Consider the following 13,563-nt stretch of genomic DNA (forward strand, 5'->3'; position numbering starts at 1 on the left):
CAACTTAATGACGGGAACTTATATGGCCCACGCTTTCGAGGTCTGTCGAAGTCGCCTCCCCAGAACGTTTGACGGGGCGCAGATACGCCACGCGCGCAATCAAGCCAGCCTGGCCGAGACGGTTTCCCAGCGCCAGCCGTGCGTGGTGACGTTCGGCCACACGACTGACGATAGAAAGTCCCAAGCCGCTGCCTTGCCCCACGGCGTCGGCGCCCCGATAGAAGCGTGTGGTGACCTTTTCGAGTTCTTCCGAGGGAATGCCATGGCCGGTGTCGATCACTTCAATCGCCACACCGCTTGGATCGTTTGATAAGCGGACATCGACCGAACCGCCATCCGGGGTGTGACGAAGCGCATTGTCCACGAGGTTCGCCATCAGCATCGTGAGGCCGGTGTTATCGCCATGCACAAACAGGGCGTGGTCCGGCCCGACCAGTCCCAGATCGATATCCCGGCTTTCGGCGGTGAAGGAGTAGTCCCCCACGACGTGTTCGGCCAGTAACCGAATATCGATGACGTTCGTAATATCGACCTGATCGGTGTCTGCGCGCGCAAGGTCGAGCAATTGCTGCACGAGATGGATCAGGCGATTGAGCCGGCCCTCAAGCTTTGCGGCTATGGTCGAGTCGCTTCCTAACGCCCCTTGCTGATGCGCGTGTTGCAACTGGAGCTTCAGCGCGGCCAACGGCGAGCGGAGCTCGTGGGCGGCATTGGCCACGAAAACCCGTTGCGCCGAGGCTGCGTGATCCAGCCGTTTGAGCAAATCGTTCAGCGAATTGACGAGTGACGAAATTTCGCCGGGAATCGGCTGATCGAAGCTCAGCGGCGTCAGCGACTCGTAGGAGCGCTGCGCGACCGAGCGCGAGATGGCGGAAATCGGCCGAAGTCCTTTGGAAACCACCCACAGCACGAACAGAACGATGGCCGGCACAAGCACCCATAGGGGAGCGATGATTCTGAGCGCCATGCCGACCGCCAACGAATCTCGCACGGCGATCGGCTGCGCCACCTGCACGTACCGCCCTGGCAGTTGCATACCGTAGACCCGCCAATGCGTCTCGTCCCACTCCTTGTCTTGGAACCCCGGCGTCAGGCGAGGCATCGAAAGTGCCGCTTTGTTGTGATACTGGGGAATGTTGTTTCCCGCCCACCGTTGTATGACCAGACGATCCTCGGCAAGGCCACCCCAATCGGCCTTGCCCGGTGGTTCCGCCTGGGCCCCCTCCTCGGACGTAGCAGGTAGCGACAGGGCGACGGTTCGCAATTCGTAGTCGAACAACTCTGCGGCTTCGTTGCGCGCGGTGCGATAAAGGGAATATCCCGCGACCAGCGCGAGGAGGATGAGGCCGGCAAGCAGCCAGACGATGAGACGCCAACGTATTGATTTCATTCGACGCGTGCCATGCGATATCCCACGCCGCGAACGGTCACGATGAGCTGCGCGCCGATCTTTCTGCGCAGACCATGGACGTGCACCTCGATCGTATTGCTTCCCACCTCGTCCCCCCAGCCGTACAGCTTCTCTTCCAGCTCCCGTCGAGTGAAGACATGCGTCGGCGTTTCCATCAAGGCAGCCAGTAGCGCGAACTCGCGGGGCAACAGGTCCATTACCTTCCCATCCAGCAGCACCGTATGCGCAGAAGGGTCAAGCGTCAAAGCGCCGTGCACATAGAGTGGGACTGCCTGACCGACCCGGCGGCGCCCCAGCGCACGCACGCGGGCGGCCAATTCGTCCAGCTCGAACGGTTTTACCAGATAATCGTCGGCCCCCGCGTCCAGACCTTGTACCCGATCAGCCAGGGCATCGCGTGCCGTCAGAATCAGGACCGGGGAGGTGCCACCGGACTTGCGATAGCGCATCAGCACTTCGGTACCGTCCTGCTTAGGCAGACCGAGGTCAAGGAGTACCAGTTCGTACACGGCGTTGCCGAGAGACAGCTCCGCCGCGCGGCCGTCTGCCGCCCAGTCGACCGCGTGGCCGGCGCTTCGCATGGCGTCGAGCACCGTCTCGGCGATCATCGGGTCATCTTCGACCAGCAAAAGTCTCATCCGTGCGCTCTCCCACATGCTTCTCGCGCGATTTGACAGCGCGGGTAAAGGGCTATTCTGCCATCTCTTTTCTTAAGGGGTGCTTAGCCGGTACATCTCGCCACGAATAAGGCGCGACAGCCGATTCCCCGCAGATCCGATCGCTTTGGCTTAAGCAGTTCTTAAGGCTGCACTTTCTAGAATCGCCTCAACGTCATCACCCTTCGCCGTTGGAGGCTCGGATTGCACCCCATATCATCCCGTTTCGCTGCGGGACTTACCGCAGTCGGCGTTGCGCTGCTCAATGGCTGCACGATGTATCACGAGGCGCCCCTGCCGACACAGCCCGATGCACCAACTAACGTCAGTCGTATCAGTGTCGACGCCGCTGCGATGCGCTTTCCAGCATTGGCGGCGCATCACTTCGATCCATCGGATGGACTGGACAGCATCGAAATCGCCATGCTGGCCGTGTCGAACAACCCCGATCTGAAGCTCGCCCGCGACGATCTGGGCATTGCCCACGCGCAGTCGTTTGCGGCTGGACTGCTTCCCGATCCACAAGTCGGCATTTCGAGCGACTACGTCAGTCCGGGGCCGGGCGATGCGACACGCGCTTTCAATTACGGCATCAGCATGGATTTGATGGCCATCGCCGCGATCCCCGGAGCGAAGGCGACCGCGGAGCACAACGTCCAGAAGCTGGATCTCGGACTGCTTTGGCAAGAACAGCAAACGATCGCTCAGGCACGCCGACTGTTCGCCAAGGTTCGCACGCAGGACGTCTTGCTGCCGCTGGCGCGCGAAGCGAACGACCTGGCGCAGACCCGTTACGAGACTTACCAGAAGGCGGTTGACGCAGGGAATCTGACGTCGGACAGCGTGAGCGCCGCACTGACCGCGGCACAAGACGCGCACAAGCAATACACCGACCTGCAGCACGCGGACCTTCAGGCACACGCGGACCTGAACGCGTTGCTAGGACTGTCTCCGCAAACCGAACTGACGCTGATCGGCGACGAGCGCTCCAACGCGCCGTCGGACTCGCTGCTAGACGACGCCGTGACACACCTCGCCCAGCGACGCGCCGACCTGAACGCGCTGGCAGCGGGCTACGCCGCACAGGACGGTCAGTATCGACAGGCCATTCTCAAGCAATTCCCGAGCCTGTCTGTGGGTTTCGTCAGACAGCGCGACACCTCGAACGTCTACACGTCAGGCTTTCAGATCAACCTGAGTCTGCCGATTTTCAATCGCAATCAGGGCAACGTGGCCATTGAGTCGGCAACACGCAAGCGCTTGCGCGACGAGTATCAAATTCGGTTGGACCAAGCCTACGCCGACATCTCACGACTACGCGCCGACCGCGCCATCTCGCAGGCGCAGTTGCTCGGAGTCGAGACGGGGCTGCCCATGCTCTCGCAAGCGAGCGATGCGGCGACGCGCCAATACAGCAGCCGCAATCTGACTCTGGGTGCCTATACCGACTGCCGCATGGCATGGCTGGCGAAATCCGTTGAGGCCTTGTCGCTGCACGAGGCGATCGAAGAACAGGATATCACCATCGAAACGCTGGCCGGGCTAGCCATGTTGCCTACGAATGCCATGCCTAAGGAATCGAATCATGACCGAAAGTAAACCTTCCACGACGAACCGCTGGGCAAACGCCATGCCCAACGCGTTTTCCCTCGGCCAGGCGCTCGTGTTGGGATTGAGCTGCTTGCTCACGGGCTTCAGCAGCAATGCGTCGGCACAGACCTCGACGGTTTCTGTAACCACGCTACCGGTGCGACAGGCGGTCATCGCGCAACCGGTAAGCGCCTACGGTGCCGTCTCGGCGTCCGGGGCGGCGGTTCAGTCCATCACGTTGCCCTACACGGTACGCGTTGCGACCTTGCGGATTGCCCCCGGTCAACGCGTGGCCAAGGGAACCCCGATAATGGATGTGGTCGCCGACGCGACGGCGACGCTGGCGCACGATCAAGCGATCACGGCGCTGTCGGCGGCGCGCCGCGACCTCACGCACACGAAAGCGCTTTACGACTCGCATCTCGCCACCCAATTTCAGCTAGATGCCGCACAAAAAGCGCTGGACGATGCAATGCAGGCCGAAGCGGTCCAGCAACGCGTGGGGGCAACGAACGGCACGCAGACCCTGCGCGCACCATTCGACGGTGTCGTCGTGCAACTGAATGCGGGGCAGGGCGATCAGGTGTCGGCCGGCACTGCCCTCGGGCTGCTGGCGCGCGACGGGCAGCGTGCGCAGGTGCCTAACGTCGTGCTCAGTGTCGAGCCGTCGATGGCCGGCAGCATCCGCCCGGGCGACGTCGTTGAAGTGCGCGCTGTTGCGGCGAATCTGTCGGGACAGGCGGTGTCGGGCACAGTCGCCACGATTGGTGCCGCGATCGATCCGGTCACGCAGGCCGTGGTCGTGACTGCCATTGTTCCGGACAGCCCGTCGCTGATCCCCGGCACCCGTGTCTCTGCCTCGATTCAGACGCATCCGGCACAGCACTGGGTCGTGCCCAGAAGCGCGGTTCTCCGCGACAAGGATGGCGCCTACCTGTATCAGGTCGACGGCTTGCACCGCGCCCACCGCATCGCCGTTCGACCCCAGGTCGACGCGGGCGACAAGTACGGTGTCGACGGCGAACTGCTCAAAGGCGCGCCTGTGGTCGTCGCCGGGAACTACGAGTTGACTGAAGGCATGACGGTGACCATCGCGGGGGGCAACTGATGAGTTTCGTCCAGTGGATGCAGGCGCACCGGCGCTCGTTGCTGTTCGTCATCTCGATGATTGCGATCGCCGGTGCATTGATGTCGACGCAGCTTCCGATTTCATTGTTTCCGAATGTCGCTTTTCCTCGCGTCGTCGTATCGCTCGATGCGGGCGATCGTCCCGCCGAGCAGATGGCTGCGTTGGTGACGATGCCGGTCGAAGAGGCGCTGCATCGCGCACCCAATGTGCGTGGCGTGGAGTCACGAACCAGCCGAGGGAGTGCTGAAATCGCCGTGAATTTCGACTGGGGCACCGACATGGCGCTGGCAACGCTGCAAATCCAGTCGGCCATCGCCGAAACGCTGCCGTCGTTGCCCGCAGGAACGACGACCCAGGTTCGCCGGATGGATCCTACGGTGTTCCCGATCATCGCGTACAGCTTGACGAGCACGAAGCGGTCCCCATCCGCACTCTATAACCTCGCCCAGTACCAACTGCGGCCGTTGCTGTCTGCCGTAGGCGGTGTCGCCCGCGTGGACACGGTCGGTGGTGCACACGACGAACTCGAAGTCACCATCGATCCGCTTCGACTGACGCAATACAAGTTGGCGATCGGTGATGTGGTCAAAGCCGTCGCAGCTAGCAACGTGTTGTTGGCGAGCGGCCGGCTCGAAGATCACGACAAACTGTACCTCGCCATTGCACGCGCTTCGGTGACCTCGACCCAGACGCTCGCCAATGTTGTCGTCGCGAGTACGCCGGCAGGTCCGGTGCATCTGTCCGATGTCGCACAAATCTCACAGGGCACCGTTCCCCAATGGTTGCGTGTGACGGCGAACGGCCGCGACGCAGTACTGCTCAACATCTATCAGCAGCCCGGCGCGAACAGCGTCGCCATCGCCCGAGATGTCCGTGCGAAGCTCGCCGCGTTTCAGGCGCAGTTGCCGGCCGACGTGAAGCTCTCGAACTGGTACGACCAGAGCGAACTGGTCATTGCCTCGGCGGCGAGCGTTCGCGATGCCATGCTCATCGGTGTAGTGCTGGCAGCGTTCACGTTGCTGCTTTTCCTTCGCAACTGGAAGATCACGGCAATCGCCGTGGCGCAAGTGCCCGTTGTCATGGCCGCCACGTTGCTCGTGCTGCACGTGTTCGGCATGGGACTGAACATCATGACCCTGGGCGGCATGGCGGCAGCCGTCGGCCTGATCATCGACGACGCCATCGTGATGATCGAGCACATCGTGCGTCGCATGCACGAACACGGAGCGGAGAAATTCCATGGGCGGATCATGTCCGCCGCTCTGGAATTCACGCGCCCGCTCGCCGGGTCTTCGGCGGCAACGCTCATCATTTTCGTGCCGCTCGCATTTCTCACCGGTGTGACGGGAGCGTTCTTCAAGGCGCTGTCGATCACCATGGCCAGCGCGCTCTTCGTTTCGTTCTGCGTCACGTGGCTCGCCATTCCGCTGCTCTGCGACCGCTGGCTGACAGCCAAAGATGCCCATGCGGAAGAGGGTGGGAAGGTGGCGAAGTGGGTGGATAGGCGATATACGCGCGTGGTCAAGGCGCTGACCGCTCGCCCTTCGCGATTGCTGCTCGGGATCGTGCCGTTGCTGATCGTTGCGGCCTTTGCGTTCACTCGTGTCGGCAGTGGGTTCATGCCGAGCATGGACGAGGGCGGTTTTGTATTGGATTACCACACCGCAGCCGGTACTTCGGTCACGGAAAGCGATCGTCTCGTGCGTCAGATCGAGCAAATCGTGCAGGCCAATCCGAACGTGCAGACCTATTCGCGCCGCACCGGCACCGGCCTCGGTGGCGGACTGGGCGAACCCAACCGGGGCGACTTCTTCGTGCGGTTAAAGTCCGGCGACCGCCAACCCATCGATGCCGTGATGAACGATATACGCGCACAGGTGGAAGCCAAGGTGCCTGGCGTAAACGTCGAATTCGCGCAACTCATGGAGGATCTGATCGGGGATCTGACGGCCGTGCCTCAGCCTGTGCAAATCAAGATCTACGGCGACGATCAGAGTGTGCTGGGAGCCACGGCGCGCAGTGTCGCAGGCGCGCTTGCTCATGTCTCCGGTGTCGTGGACGTCAACGACGGTATCAATCCGGCGGGTGACGCCCTCGACATCCAGATTCAGCCGGATGCTGCGGCGGCGCAGGGGGTCGACCCGCAGTCCGTCGCGCAGCAGGTGGCCAATTTGCTCTCCGGAAACGTAGCGTCGAGCTATCAGGTAGGCGTGAAGAATGTCGGTATTCGCGTGCAATTGGAGGGGGCGCAGTCGCTGACCGACACGGGGCTCGCGCATCTGCTTTTGCGCGCATCGGACGCTCACCTTTTTCCGCTCGACCGGGTGGCAAAGATCGTTCCCGTCACGGGGCAGCCGGAAATCAGCCGCGACAATCTGAAGCCGATGGTCGCAGTCACCGCGCGTATTAGCGGGCGCGATCTGGGGTCAGTCATTGGCGATGTGAGGCAGATGCTAGACACGCGTCATCTGCTGCCCAAAGGAACATACTACGCGCTCGGGGGACTCTATGAGCAGCAACAGATCGCATTTCACGGTCTGATGGTGGTTTTTGCGGCGGCCGTGGCCCTCGTCTTTGCGCTGCTGCTGTTCCTGTACGAGCGCTTCCGCGTAGCGGCGGCGGTGTTGGCTATGCCGATGCTTGCCGCCGGTGCCGTATTCATCGGGCTGTGGGTAACCGGCATCGAGTTGAACATCACCGCCATGATGGGCATGACGATGATCATCGGGATCGTGACCGAGGTGGCGATCTTCTATGTATCGGAGCTTCAGAGCCTGATTCGCGAGGAGATGCCACTTGAAGATGCGTTAGTCGTTGCTGGGCAAAACCGCCTGCGTCCCATCGCCATGACAACGTTAGCGGCCATTCTCGCACTGCTGCCGTTGGCGTTTGCCATCGGGCAAGGCTCCGCCATGCAACAACCGCTGGCGATCGCCATTATTGCGGGACTGATCGTGCAGATGCCACTTGTGCTGCTGGCATTGCCTGCCGTGCTCAAGGCAGTGCTCAAGCCTAAATAGATTATGCGATCTGAGTCTGACACGAGGCCAGCTTGCTGAGTTTGCCTGTGGAAAGCGCCGTGCTGGCGTCCGCCAATGTTCAAGTGGCCGGCTGGTGAGACAAAAGCCGACACCACGATCTCAATGGGCACCCCTTTACCGCGTGGTCGTGCCCGTGAACCCTGCGAGGATATTTCGCAGCATTTCTTAGGAACTTCCGGCGTTGCTGGACCAAACCAATGACGCTGCCCCACCTAAGTGTGCCCTAAGCATACTGTTGGAAAATTCACGCGTCATTGCGTGAACTCGGAGGCAATCATGAATGGTGTCAATGCAGAAGGTCCGGCGTGGTTGAACAAGGTGCCAGAAGTCACATTGACGTTTTGGCTCATCAAGATGATGTCAACGACCGTCGGCGAGACTGCAGCGGACTTCCTTAACGTCAACCTGGGGTTCGGATTGACCGGAACGTCTGCCGTGATGGGCTTGCTTCTGGCCGTATTCTTGGGCTTACAGGTGTCGGCGCGGCGGTACATCCCGTGGCGCTACTGGAGTACCGTCGTCTTCGTGAGTGTTTTCGGGACATTGGTCACTGATAACCTGAGCGACAACCTGGGCGTACCCCTGGCGGCATCTACGCTCGCCTTCTCGGTTGCATTGCTCCTCACGTTCGGCATCTGGTACGCCAAGGAGCGTACCCTGTCGATTCATTCGATTGACACGGTCAAGCGAGAACTCTTCTACTGGACGGCTATTCTGCTGACTTTCGCCTTAGGCACGGCAGCCGGCGATTGGGTCGCCGAGGGCCTGAATCTGGGGTACGCGAACTCCGCCTTGGTGTTCGGTGCGCTGATTGGTCTTGCGGCGATTGCACGATTTGTTTTCCATCGCAGTGCAGTCACGACTTTTTGGGTCGCCTACGTGCTGACTCGACCGTTCGGCGCATCGTGCGGCGATCTCCTCTCGCAACCCTCATCCAATGGGGGCCTTGGGCTTGGGGTTGTCGGCACAAGCGCCGGGTTCGTGGCGGCCATCGTAGTTATGGTGCTCTACCTCTCGATTTCTGAGCGAGCACTCGCACGTCAGCAAACTTAATTTCTCGATCGATGCATCTGACGATGAACGATACCGTACGGAAATCGCTAAGCAAGGTGCCCGAGGTCACACTGCTGTTTTGGGTGATCAAGATCGCTGCGACCACACTGGGTGAGACCGGGGGCGACGCGGTCTCCATGTCGATGAACCTCGGCTACCTTGTTGGCACTGCAATATTCGCGGTGATCTTCGCCATCGCGGTTACGGCACAAATTCGTGCCAAACGGTTCTCGTCAATGCTGTACTGGGCAACCATTATCGCGACGACAACGGTGGGCACCACGCTCGCAGACTTTGCCGACCGATCGCTGGGTATAGGTTATACCGGAGGCTCTTCAATCCTGCTCGCCTTGCTGCTCGGCTCGCTCTGGATCTGGTACCGGACGATGGGCTCGGTCTCCGTCCACACGGTCAACTCGCCCAAAGCGGAAGTATTCTATTGGGTTACGATCATGTTTTCCCAAACGCTTGGCACAGCCCTAGGCGACTGGACCGCAGATACGGCAGGACTCGGCTATACGGGGGCGGCTGTGGTGTTCGGCGCGCTCCTGCTGATTCTGGCCGGGGCGTATATGTGGACCCGCACATCGCGCACATTCCTTTTTTGGGCGGCATTTATTTTGACCCGCCCGTTGGGTGCCGTGGTGGGGGACTTCCTAGACAAACCCGTTGGTGGTGGCGGTCTTGCGCTGAGTCGATACTCGGCATCGTTTGCGTTGCTGACATTTATTCTGACCAGCCTGCTGCTCTTTAGGCAGCGCGCCGCGGCGAAAGCGCACTGAAACGTCCCATCAGAGGGCATGACATGCGAATACTGCTCGTAGAAGACGATCCGATGGTGGGCAGCGTCGTGCGCGACTCACTCAGGGATGCGACATTCGCAGTAGATTGGGTCACCGACGGACAAGCTGCCTTAGCGGCCTCGGATTGCCAGCATTACGATCTGGTGCTGCTAGATCTGGGGCTGCCTCGCAAAGACGGTCACAGCGTCTTGCAGATCTTGAGAGCAAAAGGGCAACGTGTTCCAATCATCATTGTCACCGCCCGCGACGCGCTGCCGGAACGACTGAAGGGCTTGGACTCCGGTGCGGACGACTACATTCTCAAGCCCTTCGAGATGGCCGAACTGCTGGCGCGCATAAGGGCCGTCATGCGGCGCCAGTCTGGACGGGCTGCACCGGTCATGACGAACGGCATCGTCACGCTCGACCCCGGCACACGCGAAGCCCGGGCCTCGGACGAGGTTTCGGTCCAGCTATCTAACCGAGAGTTTGCGTTGCTACAAGTGTTACTGACCCGGCCCGGAGCGATCCTATCGCGAGGTGACCTGGAGGACCGCATTTACGGTTGGGGTGAGGAGGTCGAGAGTAATGCGATCGAGTTTCTCATTCACTCGCTTCGCAAAAAGCTTGGGGCGAGCACGATCAAGAATGTCAGGGGGCCGGATGGATGGTCTTAAAAGGCGATTGAGCGACTCCATTCGCCTGCGCTTGAGCCTGTGGCTATCGGCTGCAATCCTCTTTTTTGCAGAGATCGCCGGTGTGATTTCGTTTGGGGCTGCATTCGACGAGGCGCATGAGCTCCAGGACGACATTTTGCGACAAGTTGCAGCGCTCGTCGACAACAACAATCTTCCGACAAGCGAGTTTCACAACCTTAGAGCCCCTCAAGCGAGTGGCGAGGAAGCTCGTGTAATTGTTCAGCGGATTGGGGCCTCAATACCGCCAAGCGCTGAAGATGGTGATGACAAGCTGCCACTTCCGCTGCCCGTTACGGTGCGTGATGGCCTGACGATGCTAACCTCGGGCGGCGAGCCCTATCGGGTATTGGTCAAAACATTGCGCTCCGGTACACGTATCGCGGTAGCGCAGGAGACGGATGTCAGAGACGAAGTTGCCCGTACCAGCGCAATTCGAACGGTGATGCCACTAGTGGCATTTGTGCCGGTCCTGCTCATTGTGGTCGGGTGGCTCGTGCGAAGGATCTTCCGGCCAGTCGCCAGCCTTTCGAAGGAGATTGATCAGCGACAATACACCGAGCTGCATGCCGTACCAGCCGACCACCTGCCCAGTGAGATCCGCCCGTTTATCCGCGCCATTAACAATCTGCTTTCGCGCGTTGCCACGTCCGTTGACGCGCAGCGTCGCTTTGTCGCCGATGCCGCACACGAGCGGCGCCCCCCCCCTCACGGCACTGTCGTTGCAGGCGGAGCGACTGTCCGAGGCGCAAATGTCGGTCACTGCGAAAGAGCGACTCATCGAATTGCGTCACGGCATCGAGCGCGGGCGACACATGCTGGAACATCTGCTCACGTTATCCAGCGTGCAGGCGATGCCGCGCGACGGTAACGCCAGAACCGAGTCTGTTCTCCAAGTGTATCGTCACATTCTCGAAACGCTGTTTCCACTGGCAGAAGCCAAACAAATCGATATTGGCATCGAGGCAAAGGGGGACGTGTCGCTGTGCGTCAGCCCGGCCGATTTGAGTGTTTTGATGAACAATCTCGTGGACAACGCGATTCGCTATACCCCCGTCGGCGGCCGCGTAGACCTGATGCTTGAGGCCTCGGAGTGTCATGCAAAACTGCACGTCCAGGACACGGGGCCGGGAATACCTCCGGGGGAGCGTGCCCGCGTGTTCGACCCGTTTTACCGAGTGCTGGGAACGACACAATCGGGCTCTGGCCTCGGGCTGTCAATTGTGAAGGCGATTGCTGACAAAATGGGAGCCAGCCTATCTCTCGCCTACTCGGATGAAAATACCTGCCGTGGCTTGAGCGTCTGCCTGGTCGTTCCGCTCGCATTGCCACTGCCACCTAAGGATGGAAAAGCGTGACAGGTCTATCAGGCGCTACGGAAAAGCGGCTTCACTGGGTATTCGAGACAAGCTTGTGGATCAAGGCGTTATTTGCGCTTTCCGAGATCCTCGCTGGCGTTGTGGCGTACTTTGTCCCAACGCAGGTATTCCTCTCAATCGTGCTCCGATTCTCCGGCAATGAACTGACTGAAGACCCCCATGATGTCGTGGCGAGTTTCCTGATGCAGGCCGTACAGCATCTCTCGGTTGGTTCGCAGAAATTTGCGGCGATTTACTTGCTGGCTCACGGTGTTGTCAAGTTGTGGCTCATCATTGGTCTGCTGCGCGAGCGACTCTGGTATTTCCCTGTGTCGATGGTCGCATTCGGACTGTTCATTGCTTATCAGTTGTATCGCTACACATACACGCATTCGATCTGGTTACTGCTTCTGTCAGTGCTTGATCTCGGCGTCATTGCACTGACATGGCATGAGTATCGCTATATCAAGCAACGCGTGTCGGCGAGGTTGACGTTGCCGCCGGATGGTACGGCAGCAATAGCGCACGAGGATCGATTCAAATAGCGCATGAGGCATGGCGACCGCTCACTGTCCATACCTCCATCTGAAGATTGTTTCCGGCGCGCCAAAGCACAAATATGCGATGACCACTGAGTTCCAAATTTCCCCGAAGGCATCGATACCCCGCACGGTCTGGGTGCTGGGTCTTGTGAGTCTCTTTATGGATTTCTCTTCGGAGCTTATCCACGCGCTGCTGCCAATCTATCTTGTCACCACGATGGGCATGAGCGTCGCGGCATTTGGCATGCTTGAAGGAGTCGCGGAAGCAACGGCGATGATTGTGAAAGTGTTCTCGGGAGCAATCAGCGATTGGCTCGGTCAGCGAAAAGGCCTACTGCTCTTAGGATATGGGCTCGCCGCGCTCACGAAACCACTGTTTCCGCTGGCCACATCACCCGCGATCGTTGTGAGTGCACGGCTTCTTGATCGCGCAGGCAAGGGAATACGCGGCGCTCCACGTGATGCACTGATCGCAGACGTGGCCCCGGCAGAGATACGAGGTGCGTGCTTTGGGCTGCGACAGTCGATGGACACGGTCGGCGCCTTCCTTGGTCCACTGCTCGCCATTTTGCTGATGTTCTGGTTTTCGGATCAGATTCGGGTGGTTTTGTGGTTTGCGGTGGCGCCCGCGTTCGTCGCAATTGCTTTAATCGTATTCTGCGTTCGCGAGTCGCCCGCAGTAGTGAGGGCGCAAGGGTTCCGCGCGCCACTGCACTGGCGGTCACTGACCGAGTTTTCAAGCCGCTACTGGATGGTCGTGGCCGTTGGTGCCGCATTCGCGCTAGCCCGCTTTAGCGAAGCGTTTCTCGTGTTGCGAGCGCAGCAAAGCGGCCTGAGTATCGCCTGGATACCTGGCGTGATGGTGGTTATGAGCCTCACGTACACCGTGTCAGCATGGCCGGTCGGTGCGCTCTCAGACCGAATGGATCGACGCACGCTGCTCGCGATCGGCATGCTACTGCTGATCTCAGCGGATCTGATACTCGGAGCAAATCGCACGATTTCGTCAACATTCGTCGGGGTCGCCTTATGGGGCTTGCACATGGGCTTTACGCAGGGCATTCTCGCAACAATGGTCTCGGAATCGTCGCCCGCAGCGTTGCGCGGCACCGCGTTTGGCGTGTTCAACCTAATTGGTGGGCTTTCCATGCTGCTGGCCAGCGCAATTGCAGGTGCGACGTGGGAATACTTTGGCGCGTCGACCACGTTCTTTACCGGCGCAGCACTGGTGTTGGTGCCATTAGGCCTGTGCGGGTGTTTGCGGCGCCCCACATCGCTCGCTTGAGTTTGATTTTCTAATGATTAG

General features: G+C 60.0%; 11 protein-coding genes and 1 pseudogene. 9 read left to right on the top strand and 3 right to left on the bottom strand.

Features of this window, described 5'->3' with window-relative positions; genetic code table 11:
* Window positions 1–4: 4 nt before the first annotated feature.
* Together PanNE5_RS18900 and PanNE5_RS18905 are read right to left on the bottom strand one after the other, a co-directional pair.
* A complete protein-coding gene (locus tag PanNE5_RS18900) occupies window positions 5–1,279 on the bottom strand; it encodes an ATP-binding protein (protein ID WP_410007543.1) in 1,275 nt (424 codons plus the stop codon).
* Between the two features lie 107 nt (window positions 1,280–1,386).
* Window positions 1,387–2,049: a response regulator gene (locus tag PanNE5_RS18905; RefSeq protein ID WP_261938614.1), complete on the bottom strand. Its 663-nt coding sequence runs from the start codon at window positions 2,047–2,049 to the stop codon at window positions 1,387–1,389.
* Window positions 2,050–2,421: 372 nt separating this feature from the next.
* Here PanNE5_RS18905 and PanNE5_RS18910 point away from each other — a divergent pair, with 372 nt between their 5' ends.
* From PanNE5_RS18910 to PanNE5_RS18935, 6 genes and pseudogenes are all read left to right on the top strand, one after another.
* Window positions 2,422–3,666, top strand: a complete 1,245-nt coding sequence (locus PanNE5_RS18910) for a TolC family protein (protein ID WP_261938615.1) — start codon at window positions 2,422–2,424, stop codon at window positions 3,664–3,666.
* Window positions 3,653–4,765 (top strand): efflux RND transporter periplasmic adaptor subunit, encoded by a 1,113-nt coding sequence (locus PanNE5_RS18915; protein ID WP_261938616.1) that lies wholly within the window; start codon window positions 3,653–3,655, stop codon window positions 4,763–4,765. The genes PanNE5_RS18910 and PanNE5_RS18915 overlap by 14 nt, the downstream gene beginning before the upstream one ends.
* Complete coding sequence (locus PanNE5_RS18920; protein ID WP_261938617.1) at window positions 4,765–7,806, top strand: efflux RND transporter permease subunit; 3,042 nt, start codon at window positions 4,765–4,767, stop codon at window positions 7,804–7,806. The genes PanNE5_RS18915 and PanNE5_RS18920 overlap by 1 nt, the downstream gene beginning before the upstream one ends.
* Window positions 7,807–8,103: 297 nt before the next feature.
* Window positions 8,104–8,880, top strand: coding sequence for a hypothetical protein (locus PanNE5_RS18925; RefSeq protein WP_261938618.1), 777 nt, complete (start codon window positions 8,104–8,106; stop codon window positions 8,878–8,880).
* Between the two features lie 23 nt (window positions 8,881–8,903).
* A complete protein-coding gene (locus PanNE5_RS18930) occupies window positions 8,904–9,662 on the top strand; it encodes a hypothetical protein (protein WP_261938619.1) in 759 nt (252 codons plus the stop codon).
* A gap of 23 nt (window positions 9,663–9,685) precedes the next feature.
* A pseudogene (locus PanNE5_RS18935) lies at window positions 9,686–10,350 on the top strand (response regulator transcription factor).
* 458 nt (window positions 10,351–10,808) lie between these two features.
* On the opposite strand, the gene PanNE5_RS22985 reads toward PanNE5_RS18935, so the two are convergent.
* Entirely contained in the window at window positions 10,809–11,048 is a 240-nt protein-coding gene (locus tag PanNE5_RS22985; protein WP_315973441.1) for a hypothetical protein, read from the bottom strand.
* 61 nt (window positions 11,049–11,109) lie between these two features.
* Here PanNE5_RS22985 and PanNE5_RS22990 point away from each other — a divergent pair, with 61 nt between their 5' ends.
* From PanNE5_RS22990 to PanNE5_RS18950, 3 genes are all read left to right on the top strand, one after another.
* A complete protein-coding gene (locus tag PanNE5_RS22990; RefSeq protein ID WP_315973442.1) occupies window positions 11,110–11,715 on the top strand; it encodes a HAMP domain-containing sensor histidine kinase in 606 nt (201 codons plus the stop codon).
* Between the two features lie 53 nt (window positions 11,716–11,768).
* Window positions 11,769–12,260, top strand: coding sequence for a DUF2127 domain-containing protein (locus PanNE5_RS18945; protein ID WP_261938621.1), 492 nt, complete (start codon window positions 11,769–11,771; stop codon window positions 12,258–12,260).
* Window positions 12,261–12,339: 79 nt separating this feature from the next.
* Complete coding sequence (locus PanNE5_RS18950; protein WP_261939871.1) at window positions 12,340–13,542, top strand: MFS transporter; 1,203 nt, start codon at window positions 12,340–12,342, stop codon at window positions 13,540–13,542.
* Window positions 13,543–13,563 lie beyond the last annotated feature (21 nt).

The organism is Pandoraea sp. NE5 (genome assembly GCF_024363545.1).
Classification (GTDB): domain Bacteria; phylum Pseudomonadota; class Gammaproteobacteria; order Burkholderiales; family Burkholderiaceae; genus Pandoraea; species Pandoraea cepalis.

Coding starts and splice junctions, on each gene's coding strand:
- PanNE5_RS18905 (WP_261938614.1), bottom strand. CDS start 2,049: ATGAGACTTTTGCTGGTCGAAGATGACCCGATGATCGCCGAGACGGTG.
- PanNE5_RS18910 (WP_261938615.1), top strand. CDS start 2,422: ATGCGCTTTCCAGCATTGGCGGCGCATCACTTCGATCCATCGGATGGA.
- PanNE5_RS18915 (WP_261938616.1), top strand. CDS start 3,653: ATGACCGAAAGTAAACCTTCCACGACGAACCGCTGGGCAAACGCCATG.
- PanNE5_RS18920 (WP_261938617.1), top strand. CDS start 4,765: ATGAGTTTCGTCCAGTGGATGCAGGCGCACCGGCGCTCGTTGCTGTTC.
- PanNE5_RS18925 (WP_261938618.1), top strand. CDS start 8,104: ATGAATGGTGTCAATGCAGAAGGTCCGGCGTGGTTGAACAAGGTGCCA.
- PanNE5_RS18930 (WP_261938619.1), top strand. CDS start 8,904: ATGAACGATACCGTACGGAAATCGCTAAGCAAGGTGCCCGAGGTCACA.
- PanNE5_RS22990 (WP_315973442.1), top strand. CDS start 11,110: ATGTCGGTCACTGCGAAAGAGCGACTCATCGAATTGCGTCACGGCATC.
- PanNE5_RS18950 (WP_261939871.1), top strand. CDS start 12,340: ATGACCACTGAGTTCCAAATTTCCCCGAAGGCATCGATACCCCGCACG.